Origin of the sequence: Streptomyces iranensis, assembly GCF_017874715.1 — a bacterium.
GTDB classification, from domain to species: domain Bacteria; phylum Actinomycetota; class Actinomycetes; order Streptomycetales; family Streptomycetaceae; genus Streptomyces; species Streptomyces iranensis.
The window spans coordinates 54,074-76,211 of sequence record NZ_JAGGLR010000027.1 but is presented as its reverse complement, the minus strand read 5'-3'; the positions used below and the strand labels follow the sequence as shown (position 1 = coordinate 76,211).

General features: G+C 71.1%; 24 protein-coding genes and 1 riboswitch. Of the genes, 7 read left to right on the top strand and 17 right to left on the bottom strand.

Annotation, left to right across the window (positions count from 1 at the left end; translation table 11 throughout):
• Positions 1-60: 60 nt before the first annotated feature.
• The 6 genes from J2Z30_RS39190 to J2Z30_RS39165 all read right to left on the bottom strand — a co-directional run bounded on the left by J2Z30_RS39190 (position 61) and on the right by J2Z30_RS39165 (position 6,814).
• Complete coding sequence (locus tag J2Z30_RS39190) at positions 61-1,371, bottom strand: geranylgeranyl reductase family protein (protein WP_209469024.1); 1,311 nt, start codon at positions 1,369-1,371, stop codon at positions 61-63.
• A 222-nt stretch (positions 1,372-1,593) separates the two neighbouring features.
• On the bottom strand, positions 1,594-2,286 hold the full coding sequence (locus J2Z30_RS39185; RefSeq protein WP_044571796.1) for a demethylmenaquinone methyltransferase: 693 nt from the start codon (positions 2,284-2,286) through the stop codon (positions 1,594-1,596).
• A 55-nt stretch (positions 2,287-2,341) separates the two neighbouring features.
• On the bottom strand, positions 2,342-2,791 hold the full coding sequence (locus tag J2Z30_RS39180; RefSeq protein WP_044571798.1) for an imidazolonepropionase-like domain-containing protein: 450 nt from the start codon (positions 2,789-2,791) through the stop codon (positions 2,342-2,344).
• Complete coding sequence (gene mqnC, locus J2Z30_RS39175; RefSeq protein WP_044571800.1) at positions 2,791-3,990, bottom strand: cyclic dehypoxanthinyl futalosine synthase; 1,200 nt, start codon at positions 3,988-3,990, stop codon at positions 2,791-2,793. The genes J2Z30_RS39180 and mqnC overlap by 1 nt, the downstream gene beginning before the upstream one ends.
• 125 nt (positions 3,991-4,115) lie before the next feature.
• Entirely contained in the window at positions 4,116-5,882 is a 1,767-nt protein-coding gene (locus J2Z30_RS39170; protein WP_044571802.1) for a serine/threonine-protein kinase, read from the bottom strand.
• An 80-nt stretch (positions 5,883-5,962) separates the two neighbouring features.
• On the bottom strand, positions 5,963-6,814 hold the full coding sequence (locus J2Z30_RS39165) for a menaquinone biosynthetic enzyme MqnA/MqnD family protein (RefSeq protein WP_078957335.1): 852 nt from the start codon (positions 6,812-6,814) through the stop codon (positions 5,963-5,965).
• 362 nt (positions 6,815-7,176) lie between these two features.
• Between J2Z30_RS39165 and J2Z30_RS39160 the strand changes: the two genes are divergently transcribed.
• The gene (locus J2Z30_RS39160) at positions 7,177-7,380 is read left to right on the top strand and encodes a cold-shock protein (protein WP_030834854.1); all 204 of its coding nucleotides are present in this window, start codon (positions 7,177-7,179) and stop codon (positions 7,378-7,380) included.
• Positions 7,381-7,512: 132 nt separating this feature from the next.
• On the opposite strand, the gene J2Z30_RS39155 is transcribed toward J2Z30_RS39160, so the two are convergent.
• Entirely contained in the window at positions 7,513-7,959 is a 447-nt protein-coding gene (locus tag J2Z30_RS39155; RefSeq protein ID WP_044571807.1) for a cupin domain-containing protein, read from the bottom strand.
• A 196-nt stretch (positions 7,960-8,155) separates the two neighbouring features.
• Here J2Z30_RS39155 and J2Z30_RS39150 point away from each other — a divergent pair, with 196 nt between their 5' ends.
• The gene (locus J2Z30_RS39150) at positions 8,156-9,247 is read left to right on the top strand and encodes an AraC family transcriptional regulator (protein WP_044571809.1); all 1,092 of its coding nucleotides are present in this window, start codon (positions 8,156-8,158) and stop codon (positions 9,245-9,247) included.
• Between the two features lie 102 nt (positions 9,248-9,349).
• On the top strand, positions 9,350-10,519 hold the full coding sequence (locus tag J2Z30_RS39145; protein WP_044571811.1) for a lipase family protein: 1,170 nt from the start codon (positions 9,350-9,352) through the stop codon (positions 10,517-10,519).
• 35 nt (positions 10,520-10,554) lie between these two features.
• On the opposite strand, the gene J2Z30_RS39140 is transcribed toward J2Z30_RS39145, so the two are convergent.
• On the bottom strand, positions 10,555-11,169 hold the full coding sequence (locus J2Z30_RS39140; RefSeq protein ID WP_078957336.1) for a TetR/AcrR family transcriptional regulator: 615 nt from the start codon (positions 11,167-11,169) through the stop codon (positions 10,555-10,557).
• A gap of 222 nt (positions 11,170-11,391) precedes the next feature.
• Between J2Z30_RS39140 and J2Z30_RS39135 the strand changes: the two genes are divergently transcribed.
• Positions 11,392-12,408, top strand: a complete 1,017-nt coding sequence (locus tag J2Z30_RS39135) for an alpha/beta hydrolase (protein ID WP_044571815.1) — start codon at positions 11,392-11,394, stop codon at positions 12,406-12,408.
• A 7-nt stretch (positions 12,409-12,415) separates the two neighbouring features.
• Positions 12,416-12,480, top strand: a riboswitch (guanidine-III (ykkC-III) riboswitch).
• A 33-nt stretch (positions 12,481-12,513) separates the two neighbouring features.
• Entirely contained in the window at positions 12,514-12,834 is a 321-nt protein-coding gene (locus J2Z30_RS39130) for a DMT family transporter (RefSeq protein ID WP_044571816.1), read from the top strand.
• A 61-nt stretch (positions 12,835-12,895) separates the two neighbouring features.
• Here the strand turns inward: J2Z30_RS39130 and J2Z30_RS39125 are convergent, their stop codons facing one another.
• The 6 genes from J2Z30_RS39125 to J2Z30_RS39100 form a co-directional block, all read right to left on the bottom strand.
• Positions 12,896-14,221, bottom strand: coding sequence for a dicarboxylate/amino acid:cation symporter (locus tag J2Z30_RS39125; protein WP_209469023.1), 1,326 nt, complete (start codon positions 14,219-14,221; stop codon positions 12,896-12,898).
• 375 nt (positions 14,222-14,596) lie between these two features.
• The gene (locus tag J2Z30_RS39120; RefSeq protein ID WP_044571820.1) at positions 14,597-14,863 is read right to left on the bottom strand and encodes a DUF4229 domain-containing protein; all 267 of its coding nucleotides are present in this window, start codon (positions 14,861-14,863) and stop codon (positions 14,597-14,599) included.
• 122 nt (positions 14,864-14,985) lie between these two features.
• Positions 14,986-15,510, bottom strand: a complete 525-nt coding sequence (locus J2Z30_RS39115) for a GNAT family N-acetyltransferase (RefSeq protein WP_044571822.1) — start codon at positions 15,508-15,510, stop codon at positions 14,986-14,988.
• A 144-nt stretch (positions 15,511-15,654) separates the two neighbouring features.
• Complete coding sequence (locus J2Z30_RS39110; RefSeq protein WP_044571824.1) at positions 15,655-16,314, bottom strand: UdgX family uracil-DNA binding protein; 660 nt, start codon at positions 16,312-16,314, stop codon at positions 15,655-15,657.
• A 110-nt stretch (positions 16,315-16,424) separates the two neighbouring features.
• Positions 16,425-17,603 carry an aminofutalosine synthase MqnE gene (mqnE, locus tag J2Z30_RS39105; protein ID WP_044571826.1) on the bottom strand — a complete coding sequence of 393 codons (1,179 nt, stop codon included), beginning with the start codon at positions 17,601-17,603 and terminating at the stop codon, positions 16,425-16,427.
• A gap of 46 nt (positions 17,604-17,649) precedes the next feature.
• Positions 17,650-18,111, bottom strand: a complete 462-nt coding sequence (locus J2Z30_RS39100) for an Lrp/AsnC family transcriptional regulator (RefSeq protein ID WP_044571827.1) — start codon at positions 18,109-18,111, stop codon at positions 17,650-17,652.
• Positions 18,112-18,223: 112 nt separating this feature from the next.
• On the opposite strand from J2Z30_RS39100, the gene J2Z30_RS39095 reads away from it, so the two are divergent.
• Positions 18,224-18,400 carry a hypothetical protein gene (locus J2Z30_RS39095; protein ID WP_209469022.1) on the top strand — a complete coding sequence of 59 codons (177 nt, stop codon included), beginning with the start codon at positions 18,224-18,226 and terminating at the stop codon, positions 18,398-18,400.
• Here the strand turns inward: J2Z30_RS39095 and J2Z30_RS39090 are convergent.
• The 3 genes from J2Z30_RS39090 to J2Z30_RS39080 form a co-directional block, all read right to left on the bottom strand.
• A complete protein-coding gene (locus J2Z30_RS39090; protein ID WP_044571829.1) occupies positions 18,397-19,071 on the bottom strand; it encodes a UbiX family flavin prenyltransferase in 675 nt (224 codons plus the stop codon). The genes J2Z30_RS39095 and J2Z30_RS39090 overlap by 4 nt on opposite strands.
• 81 nt (positions 19,072-19,152) lie before the next feature.
• Positions 19,153-20,076 carry a menaquinone biosynthesis prenyltransferase MqnP gene (gene mqnP / locus J2Z30_RS39085; protein WP_044571831.1) on the bottom strand — a complete coding sequence of 308 codons (924 nt, stop codon included), beginning with the start codon at positions 20,074-20,076 and terminating at the stop codon, positions 19,153-19,155.
• Positions 20,073-21,524: a menaquinone biosynthesis decarboxylase gene (locus J2Z30_RS39080; protein WP_044571832.1), complete on the bottom strand. Its 1,452-nt coding sequence runs from the start codon at positions 21,522-21,524 to the stop codon at positions 20,073-20,075. Before J2Z30_RS39080 ends, mqnP begins: the two co-directional genes overlap by 4 nt.
• A 90-nt stretch (positions 21,525-21,614) precedes the next feature.
• On the opposite strand from J2Z30_RS39080, the gene J2Z30_RS39075 reads away from it, so the two are divergent.
• Positions 21,615-22,109: a PLD nuclease N-terminal domain-containing protein gene (locus J2Z30_RS39075; RefSeq protein WP_044571834.1), complete on the top strand. Its 495-nt coding sequence runs from the start codon at positions 21,615-21,617 to the stop codon at positions 22,107-22,109.
• The last annotated feature ends 29 nt before the right edge of the window (positions 22,110-22,138 follow it).

Sequence of the window (22,138 nt, the reverse complement as noted above, 5' to 3'; positions counted from 1 at the left end):
GTCGGCTGCGGCGCCGTTGTGGCTGGGCGCGCAGTTCCCCGCGCCCCTTTCGGGGCGCCGTCAGGCGCGCGGGGTCACCTTGGTGAGGCCGTTGATGATGCGGTCCATGGCGTCGCCGCCCGTCGGATCCGTCAGATTCGCCAGCAGCTTGAGCGTGAACCGCATCAGCATCGGATGCGTCAGCCCGCGCTGCGCCGCCAGCTTCATGACCTTCGGATTGCCGATCAGCTTCACGAACGCCCGGCCCAGCGTGTAGTAGCCGCCGTAGGTGTCCTTGAGGACCTTCGGGTAGCGCTGGAGGGCCAGTTCGCGCTGGGAGGCGGTGGCGCGGGCATGAGCCTGGACGATCACGTCCGCGGCGATCTGCCCGGATTCCATCGCATAGGCGATGCCCTCCCCGTTGAACGGGTTGACCATGCCGCCCGCGTCCCCGACGAGCAGCAGCCCGCGGGTGTAGTGCGGCTGGCGGTTGAAGGCCATGGGGAGCGCGGCGCCGCGGATCGGGCCGGTCATGTTCTCCGGGGTGTAGCCCCAGTCCTCCGGCATCGAGGCGCACCACGCCTTGAGCACCTCGCGCCAGTCGAGCTCCTTGAAGGAGGACGAGGTGTTGAGGACGCCAAGGCCAACGTTGCTCGTGCCGTCGCCCATGCCGAAGATCCAGCCGTAGCCGGGCAGCAGCCGGTCCTCCGCGCCGCGCCGGTCCCACAACTCCAGCCAGGACTCCAGGTAGTCGTCGTCATGGCGGGGCGAGGTGAAGTACGTCCGTACGGCCACGCCCATCGGACGGTCCTCGCGCCGGTGCAGCCCCATGGCGAGCGAGAGCCGGGTGGAGTTGCCGTCGGCGGCGACCACCAGGGGGGCGTGGAAGGTGACGGGCGTCTTCTCCTCGCCCAGCTTGGCCTCGACCCCGGTGATCCGGCCGGTGCGCCCGTCGATGATCGGGGCTCCCACAGTGCAGCGCTCGTACAGCCGGGCCCCGGCCTTCTGCGCCTGCCGCGCCAGCTGCTCGTCGAAGTCATCGCGCTTACGGACCAGGCCGTAGTTGGGGTACGCGGCCAGCTCCGGCCAGTCGAGCTGGAGCCGCACCCCGCCGGCGATGATCCGCAGGCCGCGGTTGCGCAGCCAGCCCGCCTCCTCGGAGATGTCGATGCCCATGGACACGAGCTGCTTGGTGGCGCGCGGGGTCAGGCCGTCACCGCACACCTTCTCGCGCGGAAAGGCCGTCTTCTCCAGCAGCAGCACGTCCAGCCCCGCCTTGGCGAGGTAGTACGCGGTGGTGGAGCCGGCCGGTCCGGCGCCGACGACGATCACATCGGCGCTGCGCTCCGAGATCCCGGAGGACGCGCTCTCGGTGGGTGCGGTCTCGCTCACGCGGGGTCTCCCCAAGCCTCGGTAACGGCGTGCCGGTCACGCCGGGCACTGGACAGCTGCAGTCTATGGGGGGCGGTACTCCGGCACTCGCGAAGGGCCGTCATCCCCGCCCTCGCCCCCGCGGACCGGCCCCGGGACCGCCCATGGCCGCCTTACGGGTCGTACGGCCGCCTTACGGGTCGTACGGCCGCCTTACGGCTTGTATCCCGGTTACCGGCCGCCTTACGGCTTGTACGCCCGGTGGAGGGCCACCACGCCGCCGGTGAGGTTGCGCCAGGCCGGGCGCTCCCAGCCGGCCGACCGCAGCCGGGCGGCGAGACCGGGCTGGTCCGGCCAGGCCCGGATGGACTCGGCGAGGTAGACATACGCGTCCGGGTTGCTGCTGACCGACGTCGCGATCGGCGGCAGCGCGCGCATCAGGTACTCGGTGTAGACCGTGCGGAACGGCTGCCATGTGGGGTGGCTGAACTCGCAGATGACGATCCGTCCGCCGGGCCGGGTCACCCGCAGCATCTCGCCCAGCGCTCCCTGTGTGTTCTGGACGTTCCGCAGCCCGAACGAGATGGTGACGGCGTCGAAGACCCCGTCCGCGAAGGGCAGCCGGGTCGCGTCGCCCGCCGTCAGCGGCAGCGCCGGATGACGCTTCTTGCCCTCGCGGAGCATCCCGAGCGAGAAGTCGCACGGCACCACGTACGCGCCCGCGTCCCGGAACGGGAGCGAGGACGTCCCCGTACCGGCGGCCAGGTCCAGCACCCGCTCACCGGCGCGCGCGTCCACGGCCCGAGCGACGGCCTTGCGCCACAGCCGGGCCTGCCCGAGCGACAGCACATCGTTGGTGAGGTCGTATTTGGCCGCCACGTCGTCGAACATGGCGGCGACTTCGTGCGGCTGCTTGTCCAGGGATGCTCGGCTCACGCCCCCATTGTTCACCTCGCGGGTCCCGCGTCCCCGCCCGGGGCCCGGCGTGCCATCAGCGGCGCCGGTGCACCAGCCGCCCCGCCACCACCGTGGCCAGGCAGGCACCGTCCGCGTCGAAGACGGCCAGGTCGGCGCGGCCCGCCGGGGCGAGGGCGGGCGGCCGTGGCCGGTCCAGGACGGCGATGCCGCCCCGGTGGGCGGCCGCGCGCAGTTCGGCGTCGCCGAGGTGGTGGGCCAGGACGGCGGTCGCGCCCCGCCGCAGCAGAGCGTGGATCCGCTCCCGCGGGCTGGGCGCGTCCGGCACCGGGCCCTCGTGGACCAGGGCCGGACCGAGCTCCCCGGGCCACTCCCGCACCCGGGCCCGCGGATAGGTCTCCCGCAGCTCCGCCAGGGGGCCGATGGCCGCGATGCGGTCGCCGTCGACCGCTACGGCGGCGTCGTGCAGCGGCGCCGCGGCGCCGGGGGTGACCCGGACGACGGGCGCGGCGTGGAGCGTGAGCATCAGGACGCCTGGATCACCGTCAGCTCGGGGTGGGCCGTGCCACCGTCGATCGCCGTCGAGGACAGGTGCGAGACGACGTGGTCGTCGACCGGGTCGTTCGCCGGGTCGTCGTGCACCACCAGGTGCTCGTACGTCGTGGCGCGCTGTGCGGGAATCCGCCCGGCGGCACGGATGAGGTGGAGCAGCTCCATCCGGTTCGACCGGTGGCGGGCGCCCGCCGAGGAGACCACGTTCTCCTCCAGCATCACCGAGCCGAGGTCGTCCGCCCCGTAGTGCAGGGCCAGCTGGCCGGCCTCCTTGCCGACGGTCAGCCAGGAACCCTGGATGTGCGCCACGTTGTCGAGGAACAGCCGGGCGATGGCGATCATCCGCAGGTACTCGAAGACAGTGGCCTGCGTCTGGCCCTTCAGGTGGTTGTTCTCGGGCTGGTAGGTGTACGGGATGAAGGCGCGGAAGCCGCCCGTCCGGTCCTGTACGTCGCGGATCATGCGGAGGTGCTCGATCCGCTCGGCGTTGGTCTCGCCGGTGCCCATCAGCATGGTGCTGGTGGACTCCACGCCGAGGTTGTGGGCGATCTCCATGATCTCCAGCCAGCGCTCACCGGACTCCTTCAGCGGCGCGATGGCCTTGCGCGGCCGCTCGGGGAGCAGCTCGGCGCCCGCGCCCGCGAAGGAGTCAAGCCCGGCCGCGTGGATGCGGCGGATGGCCTCCTCGGCCGAGACGCCCGAGATCCGCGCCATGTGCTCGACCTCGGAGGCCCCCAGCGAGTGGATCACCAGCTGCGGGAACGCCTGCTTGATCGCCGAGAAGTGCTTCTCGTAGTAGTCCACCCCGTAGTCCGGGTGGTGGCCGCCCTGGAACATGATCTGCGTGCCGCCCAGCTCGACGGTCTCCGCGCAGCGGCGCAGGATGTCGTCGAGGTCGCGGGTCCAGCCCTTCGCGGTGTCCTTCGGAGGGGCGTAGAAGGCGCAGAACTTGCACGCCGTCACGCAGACGTTGGTGTAGTTGATGTTCCGTTCGATGATGTACGTCGCGATGTGCTCGGTGCCCGCGTAGCGACGGCGCCGGACCGCGTCGGCCGCGGCCCCCAGCGCGTGCAGCGGAGCCGAGCGGTAAAGGTCGAGGGCCTCTTGTGGGGTGATCCGCCCCCCCTCGGCGGCGCGGTCGAGGAGTGCCTGCACCTCTGCGTTTGCGGTCACCGGGGCGTACCTTTCGGAGCTTTATGGGTGGACCGACCCAGAGTACGCCAGGGCCTTTACGCCCGTACGAGCACGTGTCGGGCACATCTGCGACCCCTGTAGCCACCGCATCCTTCGCTCCGCGCTCATTTGAGCTTGCGAAGGGTGCCCGTGGGATCGCCCGCCTGTTTGTCCTTCGCCTTGTAGCTGATCGTCCCCTCGGAGGTGAGGGTGAACTGCTCGTCCGTCGAGGCGTCACTGCACCCCTGCTGGGGCTCGGAACCCTTGAGGCGCGCGTCGAGGTGGAGTTGTTTCGGGCCCGCCGAGACCAGCTTCCAGGTGCTGTCGCAGCGCAGCACCGACAGCTTGACCCGGCCACTGGCGACGTCCCGCCCGGTGTGCCCCTGGCGGAAGGTGATGGTCAGGGTGCCCACCGGAATGCCCGAGTCGGAGGTCAGATCGCCCTGCCAGGTGCCGATGAACCTCTTGGGCACATCGCCCTTCCCGGATCCGGTGTCCCCGGCTCCCGGCTCCTGTTCCGTGGCGGACGGATGGGGTCTCCCGGCGTTCTGGTCGGCACTGTCGTCGGAGCCGCCGGGGAGCACCTGGAAGAGCACGGCAGCGGTCGTCGCGGCGGCCAGCGCGCCCGCGACGGACAGCACCAGCGTGCAGCTCAGCGCCTTGGGGCGCTTCTTACCGCCGACGGCGGCGGAGAGCGAGACGCTACGGCCGCCGCCCGGCTTCGACGACGGCGGGGCCGGGAGCGGGTGGGCGGCGGACCGGTCCTTCTCCTGCGGCCTGTCGGCGTACGACGGGTCGGGCGGGCCGAAGGCGCCCAGCACGGGCGCGGCCGGGGCCGGTCCCAGGGCCGGGGTGGGCGGCGGGGTCGGGCGGTCCTCGGCGGACGGTGCGGCGCCGGAGGGCCCGGCGGCGGGCGGCTCCGTGACGGACGGCCGGGCGCCGGACGGCCGGACATCGGTCGGCTCGGGCGCGGACGGCGGGGCCACGGCCTCCGCCTCCAGGTCGAGCAGCTCCACCACCTGCCGGCTCACCCGCTCGACCAGCGGCCCCGGCAGCCAGCCCGGCCGTGCCAGCCCCGAGGCGCCGTCCTCCGGGGCGAGGCGCCGCACGATCTGCTCGGGGGTGGGGCGGTCGGCCGGGTTCTTGGCGAGGCACGCGGCGACCAGATCGCGCAGCTCCCCGGTCAGCCCGCGGCCGAACCGGGGCTCGTCGTGCACCACCTTGTACAGCAGCGCGGCCGAGGTGTCGCCCGGGAACGGCGGTTCACCGGTCGCCGCGTACGCCAGCACCGCGCCGAGCGAGAAGACATCGGCCGCGCCCTCGACGTTCTCGCCCAGGATCTGCTCGGGCGCCATATAGCCGGGCGAGCCGATGGAGGCGCCGGTCGAGGTCAGCGACACCGTGCCCTCGGTGGCTCGGGCGATACCGAAGTCGATCAGCCGCGGGCCGTCGAGCGCGAGCAGCACATTGGACGGCTTGACGTCGCGGTGGACCAGGCCGAGGGCGTGCACCGCGGCCAGTGCCTCGGCGAGCCCCGCGCCCAGCGCCCGCACCGACGACTCGGGCAGCGGCCCCTCGTCGGACACGGCCTGGTTGAGCGGAGGGCCCGCCACATAGCCGGTGGCCACCCACGGAATGCGTGCTTCCGGGTCGGCGTCCAGGACCGGCGCGGTGAAGGCGCCGCCAACCCGGCGCGCGGCGTCGACCTCGCGCCGGAAACGGGCGCGGAACTCCTCGTCCAGCGCGAACTGGGCGTGCACGACCTTCACCGCTACCGTGCGCCCGCCCGCGCTGCGGCCCACAAAGACCCGGCCCATACCGCCCGAACCGAGCCGACCGAGCAGCCGATAGGCGCCGATGACCTGCGGATCGTCCGCTCCCAGCGGATCCATCGCGTTGCCTCCCCCTCCGTGCGCCGGTCCAGCTTAGGGGGTGTTGCGGCCATCCACCGCAGGTCGTGCGGTCGGGAAGGTCAGCTCAGCAGCTCGACCCGGACGTCCGCGGGGTATCCGGTCGTCGGCCCCGTACGGCGGGCGAACTCGGCGATGCCCTCCAACTGCGCCTGGCCCAGGCTGAAGTCGAGGGTGGTGAAGTAGCGCTCCAGCACCGGCGCCCCGAGTTGCTCCCAGCGCGCCGCCTGCTCGGCGACCTTGCCGACCTCCTCCAGGGAGAGGTTCCGCGAGGACAGGAACGCCTCGTGGACCTGCCGGACGATCTCCGGTTCCCGCTCCAGATACTCACGGCGGGCGGCCCACACCGCAAAGACGAAGGGGAGTCCGGTCCACTCCTTCCACATCTGGCCCAGGTCGTGGACCCGCAGGCCCAGCCGGGGCGCGTCATGGAGGTTGGCCCGCAGCGCGGCGTCGCCGATCAGCACCGCCGCCTCGGCCTCCTGCATCATCAGGCTGAGGTCGGGCGGGCAGGTGTAGTAGTCGGGGGCGAGTCCGTACCGCTCGGCGAGCAGCAGTTGGGCCAGGCGCACGGAGGTGCGCGAGGCGGAACCGAGTGCGACGCGCGCCCCGTCCAACTGCTCGAGCGGCAGCTGCGAGACGATCACGCAGGACATGACGGGCCCGTCACAGCCCACCGCGATGTCCGGAAGCGCGACGAGATCGTCGGCATTGCGCAGATACTCCACCAGGCTGATCGGCCCGATGTCGAGATCGCCGCGGACCAGCAGGTCGTTCAGGGCGTCGGGAGATGCCTTGGTGAGGTCGAAATCCAGGAGGGATCCGGTCCTGGCGAGGCCCCAGTACAACGGCATGCAATTGAGGTACTGGATGTGCCCCACTTTTGGCCGACTCAGCCGATGACCGCCCGGCAGTCCGAGGCTTTCCGAGGCGTCCTGTGTACTCCGCGAGGGGGAACTCGGTGAATTGTCCACGTCTCGGAGGCTAGCCCCGCTCGCCCCGGGTAATGGCGGCGGGGTGGTCCGGTAGCCTTGCGCTGACTGGCGCGTAAGCGCTCGACCTGCGATCTTATCCACCTCAGAGGCCCGGGAAACCCCTCGTTTTCGTGATCTTCGGCTCTTTCCTCGCGCACACGGAGCGTGCTAGGCTCGCCGCAAGTTGCAGTTTGGTTTCCTTGCAGTACAGAGCCTGCGGAGCATGTAACCGCAGGCTTTTGTAGTTTTCAGACTTCTTGCAGGTTCTGGAGCAGGGCAACCCTTTGGCCCAAGGAGGGCTTATGGCTACCGGAACCGTCAAGTGGTTCAACGCCGAGAAGGGCTTCGGCTTCATCGCCCAGGACGGCGGCGGCCCCGATGTCTTCGTTCACTACTCCGCGATCAACGCGACCGGCTTCCGTTCTCTCGAGGAGAACCAGGCCGTGACCTTCGACGTCACCCAGGGCCCGAAGGGCCCGCAGGCGGAGAACGTCAGCGCCGTCTGATTCAAGCAGCACCACCCAAGGAGCCCTGCTCCCCGCCCAGCGGGGAGGCGGGGCTCCTGCCTTTTGGGGCTCCTCCCTTGGGAGGCCGGTGGTTTCGGAGCCCGTGGCTCTGGGCCCTGTGCCCGGATGTGATCAGTCCTCCAGCAACCGGAAGTCGGCGAAGTCGAAGCCCGGGGAGACCACACAACTCACCAGGACCTCCTCGTCCGTCTCCGGACGGGCCGCCTGCCAGACGCCCGGCGGGATGACGACCTGGGGACGCTGGCCGGAGGCGATATCGGGGCCGAGGAGCACCTCCGTGGGGGCCGCCTCCGGGGTGTCGCCCGTACCGCCCAGCCGGAGCCGCAGCGGACCGCCGCTGTGCCACAGCCACAGCTCGGCCGAGCGCACCACATGCCAGCGGGACTCCTCACCGGGAGTCAGCAGGAAGTAGATCGCCGTGGCGGTCGCGCGCTCGCCGTCGTACCCCGGCGGCCGCACCGTGACATCGCTGCGCCAGGTCTCCCGGTACCAGCCGCCCTCCGGATGGGGCTCGAGACCGAGCCATTCGGCCGTCGCGGGCCGTCGGGTCGTGGCCATGTCGCTCCCCGCTCTCACACGTCCGTCCGGGCCCGTCGAGGATAGCCCGTAGGGCCTCACGCCCGTCTCAAGGCGCCTGCACCGCCCCTGAAGCCGCCCCTGAAGCACCGATGTCGTCCTTACGGTGCTCACGGCGTGTAGGGGCCCCGCGACGCACCGCTGACGCGGCGCGCCCGCTCGGGCTACGGTTTCGACCATGGGGCACGGGCGGCGGACGGTGACGGTGCACCATGTGCGGGCCGCGCTGCGCGGTGCGCAGCGGCTCGGCCTCGACACCGTCCCCCTGCTGCAGCGGGCCCGGATACCCCCACTGCTGCTCACCGACGACCGCGCCCGCGTCTCCCCCGAGCAGTTCGCCCGGCTGGTGCGCGCCCTGCACCGGGCCACGGGGGACGAGTTCCTGGGGCTGGGGACCATCCGCAGCCGGCCCGGCACCTTCGCGATGATGTGCTACGCCTCCCTGGGCTGCCCCGACCTCGGCACGGCGGTGGAGCGCGGCGCCCGCTTCTACCGGCTCTTCCCGGGCGGCCCCAATCTGGCCCTGGAGCGCGGTGCGGGCCGGGGCCGGGAGGCGGTGTTCGCCCTGCGCGGCGGGCTGGGCCCGCATGAGGAGGCCCTTACGGCGGCCGAGAGCCATATCGTCGCCGAATGGCTCATGCTCATCTGGCACCGGGTCGCGGGCTGGCTGATCGGGCGCCGGATCCCGCTGCTGTGGGCCCAGTTCGCGTATCCCCCGCCCCCGTACGCCGAGGACTACGAGCCGTTCTTCGGCTGCCCGCCCCGCTTCGGGGCACCGCGCACCGCGGCCGGTTTCGACCGCCGCTGGCTGACCGCCCCCGTCGTCCAGGACGAGTCCACGCTCCAGACGCTGCTGCGGCACGCGCCCGCCGGGCTGCTCAGCCGCCGTGACTACGGCACGACCGTGGCCGAGCAGGTGCGGCACGTGGTCACGGGTGCGCTGCGGACGCGCGTCGGCCCGGCCGACGTGCCACGCGCCCGGCACACCGCGCGGCTCCCGGAGTTGCCCGAGGTCGCCGCCCGGCTGGCGGTCAGCCCGGCGACGCTGCGACGGCGGCTGCGCGAGGAGGGCACGTCCTTCCAGGAGCTGAAGGACACCGTGCGGCGTGACGAGGCGGTCAGCAGCCTGGCCGAGGGGGGCGAGCCCATCGCCGATCTGGCCCTACGGCTGGGCTTCTCCGCGGACACGGCGTTCCACCGGGCGTTCCGGCGCTGGACCGGGACAACACCGGGCGCATACCGACATGAGACGTGGAGTCAGCACATCTGAGCGCCGCGGTCAGCCACAGATGCCCCGCTCGTCCCTACGGTCCTCGCAGAGCGACTCAGCACCACCAACAAGGCGCACCGCCCGCACCGTTGGGAGAGCCGTATGCGCATCCGCACCACCGTGCTCGCCAGCCTCGCCGCCCTCGCCCTGACCTCGGCGCTACCCGCCGCCCCGGCCGCCGCCGCGTCGGGCGCCCCGGCCGCCTTCACCGGCAGACCCGGCGACATCGTCACCTCCGCCCCCACCGCCTTCCGCACCCAGCCCGGGGTGCCGACCGCCACCAAGGCATGGCACATCACCTACCGGTCCACCACCGCCACCGGCCGTCCCGACGTCGTCTCCGGCACGGTCCTCGTCCCCGACGACGGCAAGCAGGGCTCCCGGCCGCTCCTCACCTGGGGCATCGGCGCGGTCGGCCTCGCCGACGACTGCGCGGTGTCCGGCCGGTTCCCGCGGGGCACCTCGAGCGAGGCCCAGCTGATCGACCTCGCGCTGCGCCGTGGCTGGGCCGTGGCCGTCACCGACTACGAGGGCCTGGGCACCCCGGACGACCACACCTATACGGCCGGCCGGTCCGAGGGCCATGCCGTCCTGGACGCGGCGCGCGCCGCCCAGCGGCTTCCGGAGGCCGGGCTCTCACCGGACGCGCCCGTGGGCATCATGGGCTACTCCCAGGGCGGCCAGGCGGCCGGCTGGGCCGCCGAACTGCATGCCTCGTACGCCCCCGAGCTGCGGCTCAAGGGCACGGTCGCCGGAGGCGTGCCCGCCGACCTCCCCACGACGCTGGAGTACAACGACGGCGGACCGGGCGCCGGGCTCGCCCTTATGGCGCTCACCGGACAGGACGCGGCCTTCCCCGCGCTGCGGCTCGACTCGTACCTCAACGACCGGGGCCGCGGCTATCTGGACTTCATGAAGCGGAACTGCGTGCCGCTCAGCACCATCGGCGGGCTCTTCCAGCACAGGTCCGAGGTGACCGTAAGGGACCCATTGGCCAGCCCGGCCTGGCAACTGGCGCTCCGCGCCTCCTTCTTGGGCACTCGCTCCCCCGACCGCCCCGTCTACCTCTACCAGGGCACGCTGGACGAGCTGATCCCGTACCGGGTCGGCGCGGCGCTGCGCGACCGCTGGTGCGCCCGGGGTGTGCCGGTGGAGTGGAAGGACTATCCGCTGGACCATGTCACCACGGCGCTGACCGGGATACCGACGGCCCTGGAGTGGATGGCCGGACGGCTGGCGGACGAGCCGACGCGGGGCAACTGCGCCGTGTGAGGCCCGGCTGACACCGTACGACGCCGCCCCACCCGTCAGCCGACCCGCTCGGGCGACCACCCCTGCCCCTGGAGCAGATTCCCCAGCCCGGCCCAGGCGAAGTTCATCAGGGTGGCCGCGGCCTCCTTGGCCGACGGCCCACCCGCTCGTCCGTCCGCCGTCCAGTCCGCGAGCGACTCGGCCGCGCCCACCAGCGCGTGCGCGAGCCCGGACACCTCGGTGCCCGCGAGGGTCCGGGCGCGCGCCTCGCCGCGTGCCTGCTCCCGCGCCGCCGCGCCTATCAGCTGCGTCACGAACTCCACGATCTCCGCCCGCATCGCGACCACTTCACGCGCGAAGGACCGCCCCTGCGTACGGGCCTGCACATGCAACAGCGTCCAGCCTTCGGGATGTTCGGCCGTGTGCGCGAAGAAGCCGCTCAGCCCGCTCCACAACTGCCGGTCGGCGGGCGCGTCCCGCTCCACGGCGGCCCGGACCGCGGTCACCAGCGCCGTGGCCTCCCGCCGTATGCACGCCGTGAACAGCTCGTCCTTGGAGTTGAGATAGAGATAGACCAGCGGTTTGGAGACTCCGGCCAGCTCGGCGATGTCGTCCATCGAGGCCTTCTGATAGCCGCTGCGCGCGAAGGCCCGCACCCCCGCGTCCAGCATCTGCTGCTCCCGCACCGCCCGTGGCACGCGCTTGCTCCCCGTCGCCCCGCCCACGCAGGCCGCCCCCTTCGATCGTGCCCCCGCACACATATCGCGAACAAGCCTACGTGGGACCACTGTCAGCGCTCTTGCCACGGCCGCCCGACGACATCAAAGTTTCAACTGACCACGCACCGTGCCCCGTTCAGCTCCGTAACGCAGTGCCGCGAAGGAGAACGAACGATGCCGAACCGCCGTCGCACGCTCGCCGCGCTGACCGCGCTGGCCGCCGCACCGCTCCTCACCGCCCGCGCGGAAGCCCGTTCCCCGGAGCCCGGCTCCTCGAAGGCCCGGCCCCCGGAAGCCCTTTCCGGACGCACGGCGCCCACCCGCGCGCGCCTCGTCGCCGCGGAGCGGGTCGGCGAGCGCGTCCTGGACCTGACGATCGACTCGCCCGCCCTGGGCCGCGAGGGCCATGCCCGCGTCCTCCTCCCCACCGGCTACGACCGCAGACCCCACCACCGCTGGCCCGTCCTCTATCTGCTCCACGGCTGCTGCGACCCGGGCCCCGGCTGGGAGGCATGGACCCGCAACACCGATGTCGAGGCCATCACCGCCGCCACCCCGGCCCTGATCGTCTCCCCCGAGGGCGGCCCCGTCGGCTTCTACTCCAACTGGTGGAACGGCGGCAACTACGGCCCGCCCGCCTGGGAGACCTTCCACCTGGCCGAGCTGCGCCCCCTGCTGGAGCGCGCCCTGCGGGCCAACGGCCGCCGGTCGATCGCCGGTCTGTCCATGGGCGGTTTCGGCGCCCTCTCCTACGCCGCCCGGCACCCCCGCCTCTTCCGCGCGGCGGCCTCCTTCAGCGGGGTCATCCACACCACCCTGGACCCCACCGGCGTGTCGAACATCCTTACGAGCCAAGGCGCCGACCCGACGGCCCTCTGGGGAGACCCCACCGCCGAGTCCGCGCTCTGGGACGCCCACAACCCGTACGCCCTCATCCCCCGGCTCCCCCGCGGCTACCCGCTCTACGTCGCCTGCGGCAACGGCGCCCCCGGCCCCCTCGACCCGCCGGGCCGCCCCGAGGACGCCCTGGAGCGCGGCCTCGGCGAGATGGCCCAGCTCTGGGTACGCCGCGCCCGCGCCCACGGCCTGGCCGTCACCGCCCACCTCTACGGACCCGGCACCCACACCTGGCCCTACTGGGAACGCGAACTCACCCGCGCCCTCCCCCTGCTCACCGCCGGGCTCGTCTGACACGGGAGGTTTGCTACGGTCGGGAGGGCCCGACGAGACGCGCCGTACCGGGACCCGCAAAGACGACGCACCCCCGTAATCGAGAGACTTCACGGAGGTGCCGTCATGGCATGGGTCCTGCTGCTCACGGCCGGGCTGTTCGAGATCTGCTGGTCGATCGGCATGAAGCTGAGCGACGGCTTCACCCGGCTGTGGCCCACTGTGTTCACCGTCGCCGGTCTGATCGTGAGCATGGGGCTGCTGAGCGCGGCGGTGAAGAGCCTGCCCATCGGCACGGCCTACGGCGTCTGGGTCGGCATCGGCGCGGTCGGCACCGCCCTGCTGGGCATGCTCCTCTTCCAGGAGCCGGTCACCCCGGCCCGGATGTTCTTCCTGCTCCTGCTGGTGGTGGCCATCGTGGGCCTGGAGGCCACGGCGGGCGAGTGAACAGCACGGTGCCCCCGGACCGCGGAGAGGTCCGGGGGCACCACTTGTCGCCCGGCAGGTGTTACGCGGCGGCCAGCTGGGGTTCCGGCTCGTCGTGGTCGTCCAGCGGGGAGGCGCTGGCGTGGGCGTACGCCTCGTGGTCGAGGATCTTCTCGCGGGCCGAGACGATCACCGGTATCAGCGACTGCCCGGCCACGTTGGTGGCGGTCCTCATCATGTCCAGGACCGGGTCGATGGCCATCAGCAGGCCGACGCCCTCCAGGGGGAGGCCCAGGGTGGAGAGGGTCAGGGTCAGCATGACCGTGGCGCCCGTAAGGCCGGCGGTGGCGGCGGAGCCGATCACCGAGACGAAGGCGATCAGGAGGTAGTCGCCGACGCCGAGGTTCACGTCGAAGATCTGGGCGATGAAGATCGCGGCGATCGCGGGGTAGATCGAGGCACAGCCGTCCATCTTCGTCGTCGAGCCGAAGGGCACCGCGAAGGAGGCGTACTCCTTGGGGACACCCAGCCGTTCGGTGACCTTCTGGGTCAGCGGCATGGTGCCGACCGAGGAGCGGGAGACGAAGGCGAGCTGGATGGCGGGCCAGGCGCCCTTGAAGAAGTTCAGGGGGTTGACCTTGGCGACCGTCGCGAGCAGCAGCGGGTAGACGCCGAACATCACCAGCGCGCAGCCGATGTAGATGTCGGCGGTGAAGGTCGCGTACTTGCCGATCAGGTTCCAGCCGTAGTCGGCGATGGCGGTGCCGATGAGGCCCAGGGTGCCCAGCGGGGCGAGGCGGATGACCCACCACAGGGCCTTCTGGAGCAGTTCGAGCACCGACTGGCTCAGGGTGAGGATCGGCTGGGCCTTCTCGCCCAGCTGCAGGGCGGCGACGCCCGCGACGGCGGCGATGAAGACGATCTGCAACACGTTCAGCTCGGTGAACGGGCTGATGACGTCCGTCGGCACGATGCCGGTGAGGAAGTCCAGCCAGGAGCCCGCGTGGTCGGGCTTGGCGCCGTCCTTGGAGGTCAGATCGGTGCCCGCGCCCGGGTTGGTCACCAGGCCGATCGCCAGGCCGATGGCGACGGCGATGAGCGAGGTGGCCATGAACCACAGCAGGGTGCGGGTCGCCAGCCGGGCGGCGTTGTTGACGTTCCGCAGGTTGGTGATCGAGATCAGGATCGCGAAGAACACCAGCGGGGCGACGGCCAGCTTCAGCAGCTGGACGAAGATGGTGCCGATCTTGTCGAGCGTGGTCACCAGCCAGCCGACATCACCGCTACGGGCGATCCAGCCGAGCACCACACCGAGGACGAGGCCCAGCAGGATCTGCGCCCAGAAGGGCACCTTGGGCAGGCGGAAGGACGACGACCCCTGGGGGGACGCCTTGAGGGCGGACGACAACGGACACACTCCGGTGGAGGTAAGAGAGGGAGAAAGCCAGGAGTCCGTACGGGATCTCCGGCCGCTGTGCGCGAAGTGGATCAGCGGCGACGACAGGCCGCGGACAGACAGCGGCAAAGATCGATGTGCAGGCGCGCCACGAGCGGAACGCTCGCTGCGATGTGGGGCGCGGCTGCTGTCTTCATGACAAGTACATTAACACCGCCGCTTTGGGGAACCCAAAGGAAATCTTTGACTTCTGGGGGTGCCTGAGGGTATTTGGGGGCGCCCGAGGGGCGAAAAGACATCAACGCCCCCTGCACCAGCGGAAACTGGCCCAAGGGGCGTCGGTGGAGTGTGTGGGGTGGTGTGAGGAGGGTTACAGCCCAGCGCCGGTCAGACGCCGTCCTCCTGGCTCTGGTTCGCCGCCAGCCGCTCCTTGGCGCGGTCCACCTTCTCGGCGACCTGGATGGCCACGGCGTCCCGCTGCTTGCGCAGCGTCACCCAGCTGAGCGGCGCGGAGACGACCAGCGCGAGCAGCGCCACCCAGAAGAGATTGGAGTCGCCGAGGCCGGAGGGCAGCACCCGGAAGTAGACCAGGGCCCAGATGGCCAGGAACGAGCCGACGAAGATTCCCAGGCGCATGAGGGTGTAGCGGAACATGGCACTCGGCGTGAAGGACACGACTCGTCCTCTCTCCTGGGAGTTCGGCTGGTCTGCCGGAGTTCTTCCGGGGCTGCTGCTGGGAAAAGCTGTCCTCCCAGTGAACCACGGCCGGTTTCTGATCAATTCAGCGGCAGCCACATGGTGACGTCGTCCCGGAAGTTGTCGTCCGTGACCTTGATCGCGCCGGGCACCCGCCCGACCTCCTTGTAGCCGCACCGCTCGTAGAAGAGGTCCGCCCCGGTGCCGCCGCGGCAGGTGAGCCGTATCCCCCGGATGCCGTCCATATCGCGCGCGGCGTCCTCGGCGGCCGCCATAAGGGCGCGGCCGTATCCCTTGCCCTGGTGGGAGGGGTGCACCATCACGGTGTAGAGCCAGCACCAGTGGCGCATCAGCCGGTGGGTGTTGAAGGTGAAGAAGGCGGTGGCGGCCAACGCGCCGTCCCCGTCGCGGCCGACGAGCAGACGGGTCCGGCCCTCCGTCATCGCGGCGAGGTGCTGGATCAGCTCGGGGCGTATGTCGTCCTTGACCACCGGCGGTACGAAGCCGACGGCGCCCCCCGCGTTCGAGACGTCGGTCCAGAGCGCGCAGACCGAGTCGAGCAGCTCGGGGGTGGTCTCGGGGTCGAGTTCACAGCGCAGGGACATGCGATCGACGATACCCAGGGGGTCTGTCAGCGCCTCCGCGCACCCGCGCCCCCGGATCCTCGCGCACCCGGGTCCCCGCGCACCCGGGTCCCCGCGCCCTCGCGCCCTCGCGCCCCGAGACCGTACGCACTGCGGTCCGGCTGCTCAGCCCAGCGCCTCCGCCGCGACCCTCAGATCGGCCACCAGCCCCTCGTACACGGCCTCCCGGTCATCGGCCCGCAGCACCGCGGAGGGGTGGATCGTGGGGACGATCAGGGCGCCGCGCGCAGGTCCCGACGGGTCGCCCTCCAGCCGCGTGCCGCGTTGCTTGGTCACCCGGAACGACGAGCCCAGCAGCGCCTTCCCCGCCGTGGCGCCGAGCGCCACGACCACTTCGGGCTCGATCAGCTCCAGCTCGGCCGCCAGCCAGGGCCCGCAGGCGGAGAGCTCGCGCAGGCTCGGCGGCTTGTGGATGCGCCGCTTGCCGCGCTCGGGGACGTGGGTGAACTTGAAGTGCTTGACCGCGTTGGTGATGTATGTCTCGTCCGGGTCGATCCCGGCCTCGTCCAGGGCCCGGTCGAGGACCTTGCCCGCCGGGCCCACGAAGGGCTTGCCCTGCCGGTCCTCCTGGTCGCCCGGCTGCTCGCCGACGAGCACGACCCGGGCGTCCGGGTCCCCGGCGCCGAAGACGGTCTGCGTGGTGTCGCGGTGCAGCGGGCAGCCGTGGCATCCGGCCGCCGCTTCCCGGAGCGCGCCCAGGTCGGCGCCCTCCGGGACGAAGGGGGCGGCGGTGTACTCGTCCTCGGGGCTCCTCGTACCGGCCATGGCCCCCGAGTGCCCCGCTCGGCGGCCGTCAGACAGCGACCGCCGGGCGGAGGGCGATACGGGTCACACCGCCGGTACGCCCGCGATGTGCGCCACACCCACCGTACGGATCACACCCGCATCGGCTGCGGGGTCTCGCGGCGGGCCGGGTCCGGGCCCTCGAACTCGCGGAGGACCTCGTAGCGGGTGTTCCGCTCCACCGGCCGGAACCCGGCGTCCCGGATCAGGTCGAGCAGATCGTCCCGGGTGAGCTTGTTGGGCGTCCCGTAGGCGTCGGCGTCGTGGGTGATCTTGTACTCGACGACCGACCCGTCCATGTCGTCCGCGCCGTGGTTGAGCGCGAGCTGTGCGGTCTGCACGCCGTGCATCACCCAGAAGACCTTGACGTGCGGCACGTTGTCGAAGAGCAGCCGCGAGACCGCGAAGGTCTTCAGGGCCTCCGCGCCGGTGGCCATGGTGGTGCGGGCCTGAAGACGGTTGCGGATCTTGCCGTCCTTCATGTCCACGAAGTCGTGCTGGTAGCGCAGCGGGATGAAGACCTGGAAGCCGCCGGTCTCGTCCTGGAGCTCACGCAGGCGCAGCACGTGGTCCACCCGGTGGCGGGGCTCCTCGATATGCCCGTAGAGCATCGTGCAGGGCGTCTTGAGCCCCTTCTCGTGCGCGAGCCGGTGGATGCGCGACCAGTCCTCCCAGTGGGTCTCGTGGTCGACGATGTGCTGCCGGATCTCCCAGTCGAAGATCTCGGCGCCGCCGCCGGTGAGCGACTCCAGTCCGGCGTCGATCAGCTCGTCGAGGATCTCCGAGGCCGGCATACCGGAGATCTTCTCGAAGTGGTGGATCTCGGTGGCGGTGAACGCCTTGAGGGAGACCTGCGGAAGGGCCTCCTTGAGCGCCTTGAGCGACCGCGGGTAGTAGCGCCAGGGGAGGGTCGGGTGCAGGCCGTTGACGATGTGGAGCTCGGTGAGGTTCTCGTTCTCCATCGCCTTGGCGAGGCGGACGGCCTCCTCGATGCGCATCGTGTAGGCGTCCTTCTCGCCGGGCTTGCGCTGGAAGGAGCAGTACGCGCAGGACGCGGTGCACACGTTCGTCATGTTGAGGTGGCGGTTGACGTTGAAGTGCACGACGTCGCCGTTCTTACGGGTGCGCACCTCATGGGCGAGACCGCCCAGCCAGGCCAGATCGTCGGACTCGTAGAGGGCGATGCCGTCCTCCCGCGAGAGCCGCTCGCCCGCGCGGACCTTCTGCTCCAACTCCCTCTTGAAACCCGCGTCGTGTGTGGTCCCGGTCACCCCGGTCGCCTCCCAATACGTCTGCTGATGCCAGCCTTCGCCGAGACTACGCCTCGATGTCCTCGGGAAGCTCGCCGACCCGGTTCTCCCACTTCGTGGACAACACGATCGTGGTCCGGGTGCGGGAGACGCCCTTGGTGCCGGAGAGCCGGCGGATGGTCCGCTCCAGGCCGTCCACGTCGGATGCGCGCACCTTGAGCATGTAGGAGTCGTCGCCCGCGATGAACCAGCAGTCCTCGATCTCGGCGAGGTCGCGCAACCGGTGGGCCACCTCCTCGTGGTCGGTGGCGTCCGAGAGCTGGATGCCGATCAGCGCGGTGACGCCGAGCCCCAGGGAGGCGGCGTCCACGGTCGCGCGATAGCCGGTGATCACACCGGCGGCCTCCAGGCGGTTGATCCGGTCCGTGACGCTGGGCCCCGAGAGGCCGACGAGCCTGCCGAGCTCCGCGTAGGAGGCCCGGCCGTTCTCCCGCAGGGCCTGGATGAGCTGCCTGTCCACCGCGTCCATAAGCACGTACGCCTTCCATTATTCAAAGTTTGAGCAAGATTACATGTAGAATCTAAGGCACCAGGACCACAAGGCCTGTAAATCTTTTAGGCGATCGACCATCCCTCAGGAGATGAGACTCACCGTGTACACGATCGAGGGTCTTGAGGCCCGCATGCGCAAGCTGCGGGACCTGGCCAACCGCTCGCGTGCAGCCCGTACCACCGACCGGCCCGTCTCCCGCGCGGCCCGCCGCGCGGCGGTCGTCGCCGCCCGCACCGCGCGCACCAGGCGGCGCTGGACCCGCTAGGCCGTTCCCCGGTCCCGGTCCCCACCGAGTTCCCCCTCCCACCGGCGGTACAGCTTGTGCGGCACCCCTGCCGCGTCCAGCACCCGCCCCGCGACGAAGTCCACCAGATCCTGGATGTGCGTCGCCCCCGCGTAGAACGCCGGCGAGGCGGGGAGCACTACCGCGCCCGCCTCGTCCAGCGTCACCAGAGCCTTCAGCGTCTGTCCGCTCAGCGGTGTCTCGCGCACCGCCACCACGAGCTTGCGCCGTTCCTTGAGCGTGACGCTCGCGGCCCGCTGGAGCAGATCCTTCGACAGCCCGAGCGCCACCCCGGCCACACACGCGGTGCTGGCCGGGACGATCAGCATCCCCTTGGCCGGATACGAGCCGGAGGACGGCCCGGCAGCCAGGTCCCCGGGTGCCCAGTGGGTCACGTCCGCCACCTCGGCGGGCACCTCGAAGGCGTCGGGCGTGCCGTCCGCGCCGCGCGCCAGCCAGCGGCACAGATCGTCGCGCCAGTGGGCGTCCCGGAACCCGATCCCCGTCTCGTCCAGCAGCGTCAGCCGTGACGCCCGGCTGACCACCAGGTCGACCGCCTCCCCCGCCGCCAGCAGCGTGCGCAGCACCGAGGCGGCGTACGGCGTCCCGGACGCGCCGGACACACCGACCACCCAGGGACGGCGCCCGCTCACTTCTTCGTGCGGCCCATACGGCTCATGCGGCCCGTAAGGCTCGTGCGGCGTCTCCACAGCACCGAGCCTATCCGGCGGGTCTCACAGGCCGAGGCCCCGCACCATCAGGTCGAGGAGCGCGCAGCAGAACAGGGCGATCCCGATGAAGCCGTTGACCGTGAAGAAGGCGCGGTTCAGCCGGGACAGATCGCCCGGCCGCACGATCGTGTGCTCGTACGCGAACGCCGCCGCGACGATCGCCAGCCCGACCCAGAAGAACGCCCCGGCGTCCGTGGCCAGCGCGTACCAGACCAGCAGGGCCGTGGTGACCACATGGCAGACGCGCGCCCCGTAGAGGGCACCCGCGATGCCGAAGCGGGCCGGCACCGACCGCACCCCGTGCGCCCGGTCGGCCGCCACGTCCTGGCAGGCGTAGATCAGGTCGAAACCGCCGATCCAGATGCCGATCGCGAGCCCCAGGATGGCCGCGTCCCACGACCACTCGCCGGTGACCCCGATCCAGGCGCCGACCGGGCCGATGGCCTGGGCCACGCCCAGGATGGCGTGCGGATAGTCGGTGAACCGCTTGCCGTACGGATAGACCACCATCGGCACCACCGCGATCGGCGCCAGCGCAAGGCAGAGCGGGTTCAGGAGCGCCGCCGAGCCAAGGAAGACGGCGAGCGCGATGAGCGCGCCGGTCCACGCGGTGCGCACCGACACGGCGCCGGTGACCAGCTCACGGCCGGCGGTGCGCGGATTGCGGGCGTCGATCTCGCGGTCGATGATCCGGTTGCAGGCCATCGCGAAGGTGCGCATGCCCACCATGGCGATCGTGATCAGCAGCAGCCGCGTCCAGTGGACGGTGCCGCCCTCCAGGTGCATCGCGGTCAGCGCGGCGATGTAGGCGAAGGGCAGCGCGAAGACCGAGTGCTCGATCATCACCAGCCGCAGAAACGCGCGGACCCGGCCGGGCGGCGCCGGTTCGGGGCCGAAGAGATCGGGGGTCGCGGAATCGGCGCTCACAGCCCGTACTCCTTCCATCGCTTTGTCACCCGATCGGCGGTCTCCGGATCGGACATGACCATGCGCGGCCATCCGCCGTCGCGCGTATAGCCCTCCTCGGGCCATTTCGCGGTGGCGTCGATACCCGCCTTGCCGCCCCAGAACTGCTGGTACGAGGCATGGTCGAGATGGTCGACGGGGCCTTCGACCACGGTCAGATCGCGGGCGTAGTCGGTGTTCCCCAGAGCGCGCCAGGAAACCTCGTGCAGATCGTGGACATCGCAGTCGGCGTCGACCACGACGATCAGCTTGGTGAGCGACATCATGTGGGCGCCCCAGATGGCGTGCATCACCTTCTGCGCGTGCTTGGGGTACTTCTTGTCGATCGAGACGATCGCGCAGTTGTGGAACCCGCCGGACTCGGGGAGGTGGTAGTCCACGATGTCCGGGATGATGATCTTGAGCAGCGGGAGGAAGAACCGCTCGGTCGCCCTCCCCAGCGGCCCGTCCTCGGTCGGCGGACGGCCCACCACGATCGACTGGAGCAGCGGCCGCCGCCGCATCGTCACACAGTCGATGGTCAGGGCCGGGAACGGCTCCTGGGGCGTGTAGAAGCCCGTGTGGTCGCCGAACGGGCCCTCCGGCAGCGTCTTCCCCGGCTCCAGCCAGCCCTCGATGACGACCTCGGCGGCCGCCGGGACCTGGAGCGGCACCGTCTCGCAGTCGACCATCTCGACCCGCCGTCCCTGGACGAACCCCGCGAAGAGGTACTCGTCGATGTCGCCGGGCAGCGGCGCGGTCGCGGCGTAGGTCACGGCGGGCGGCGCGCCGAAGGCGATCGCCACCGGGAGCTTCTCCCCGCGCCGGGCGGCCACTTGGTAGTGGTTGCGGCTGTCCTTGTGGATCTGCCAGTGCATGCCGATGGTGCGGCGGTCATGGCGCTGGAGGCGGTAGAGGCCGAGGTTGCGCACCCCGGTCTCCGGGTGCTTGGTGTGGGTCAGGCCGAGGTTGAAGAACGACCCGCCGTCCTCGGGCCAGGTGAACAGCGCCGGAAGCCGGTCCAGATCGACGTCGTCGCCGGTGAGGACCACCTCCTGGACGGGCGCCTCCTTCACCTTCTTCGGCGGCACATGGGCCACCGAGCCCAGCTTCCCGAACGCCTCGCGCAGCCCCACGAACCCCTGCGGCAGTTCGGGCTTGACCAGCCCGCCGATCTTCTCGCTGATCTCGTCGTACGAGCGGAGTCCCAGTGCCTTCAGGAGGCGGCGGTCGGTGCCGAAGACATTCATGGCCAGCGGCATCGCCGAGCCCTTGACGTTCTCGAAGAGCAGCGCGGGGCCGCCCGCCTTGTTGACCCTGTCGACGATCTCCCCGACCTCGAGATAGGGATCGACCTCGGCCTTGACCCTCTTGAGGTCGCCTTCCCTGTCGAGCGCCCGCAGAAAGGAACGAAGATCGTCATAAGCCATACGTCCCAGTATCCGGTACGCACTACCCTGGTCCCGTAACTGGGGGCCCGAGCCACCGCCCCGAACACCACACGCAGGGGGAATCGCCTCATGCTACGGGTGCTGATGATCCTGGTGCCGCTGGCACTGAGCATCTACGCGTTCATCGACTGCATCACCACCGACGAACAGGACATCCGCTATATCCCCAAGCCCATCTGGGCGATCCTCGTCCTGCTGTTCCCCATCGTGGGCTCCGTCTCCTGGCTGATCGCGGGCCGCAAGCGCGCTGTCCCCGGAGGCGCCGGCCGGCCCGGCGTCCGGGGCACGGGCGGCGGCCGGGGCGGGGGCGGCTGGGTCGCGCCGGACGACAACCCCGAGTTCCTCAAGTCCCTGAACGACAAGGGCCGTAAGGACGACGCGAACGAACCGGCCGACCCGCCCGGCGACCGCGAGAGCGACGAGGAGCGGCTGAAGGACTGGGAGGCCGACCTCCGCCGCCGCGAGGAGGAGCTACGCCGCAAGGGTGAGGGGCCGGGCTCCGGTTCGGGTTCCGGCTCCGGCTCCGGGTCCGGTCCGGAGGACACCCCGCCGGCCGCGTCCTGAAGAACGGCCGCGTCCTGAGGAGCGGCCAG

Coding starts and splice junctions, on each gene's coding strand:
- J2Z30_RS39180 (WP_044571798.1), bottom strand. CDS start 2,791: ATGCTCACGCTCCACGCCGCGCCCGTCGTCCGGGTCACCCCCGGCGCC.
- J2Z30_RS39170 (WP_044571802.1), bottom strand. CDS start 5,882: ATGGATCCGCTGGGAGCGGACGATCCGCAGGTCATCGGCGCCTATCGG.
- J2Z30_RS39160 (WP_030834854.1), top strand. CDS start 7,177: ATGGCTACCGGAACCGTCAAGTGGTTCAACGCCGAGAAGGGCTTCGGC.
- J2Z30_RS39155 (WP_044571807.1), bottom strand. CDS start 7,959: ATGGCCACGACCCGACGGCCCGCGACGGCCGAATGGCTCGGTCTCGAG.
- J2Z30_RS39150 (WP_044571809.1), top strand. CDS start 8,156: ATGGGGCACGGGCGGCGGACGGTGACGGTGCACCATGTGCGGGCCGCG.
- J2Z30_RS39145 (WP_044571811.1), top strand. CDS start 9,350: ATGCGCATCCGCACCACCGTGCTCGCCAGCCTCGCCGCCCTCGCCCTG.
- J2Z30_RS39140 (WP_078957336.1), bottom strand. CDS start 11,169: ATGCTGGACGCGGGGGTGCGGGCCTTCGCGCGCAGCGGCTATCAGAAG.
- J2Z30_RS39135 (WP_044571815.1), top strand. CDS start 11,392: ATGCCGAACCGCCGTCGCACGCTCGCCGCGCTGACCGCGCTGGCCGCC.
- J2Z30_RS39130 (WP_044571816.1), top strand. CDS start 12,514: ATGGCATGGGTCCTGCTGCTCACGGCCGGGCTGTTCGAGATCTGCTGG.
- J2Z30_RS39120 (WP_044571820.1), bottom strand. CDS start 14,863: ATGTTCCGCTACACCCTCATGCGCCTGGGAATCTTCGTCGGCTCGTTC.
- J2Z30_RS39115 (WP_044571822.1), bottom strand. CDS start 15,510: ATGTCCCTGCGCTGTGAACTCGACCCCGAGACCACCCCCGAGCTGCTC.
- J2Z30_RS39110 (WP_044571824.1), bottom strand. CDS start 16,314: ATGGCCGGTACGAGGAGCCCCGAGGACGAGTACACCGCCGCCCCCTTC.
- J2Z30_RS39100 (WP_044571827.1), bottom strand. CDS start 18,111: ATGGACGCGGTGGACAGGCAGCTCATCCAGGCCCTGCGGGAGAACGGC.
- J2Z30_RS39095 (WP_209469022.1), top strand. CDS start 18,224: ATGAGACTCACCGTGTACACGATCGAGGGTCTTGAGGCCCGCATGCGC.
- J2Z30_RS39080 (WP_044571832.1), bottom strand. CDS start 21,524: ATGGCTTATGACGATCTTCGTTCCTTTCTGCGGGCGCTCGACAGGGAA.
- J2Z30_RS39075 (WP_044571834.1), top strand. CDS start 21,615: ATGCTACGGGTGCTGATGATCCTGGTGCCGCTGGCACTGAGCATCTAC.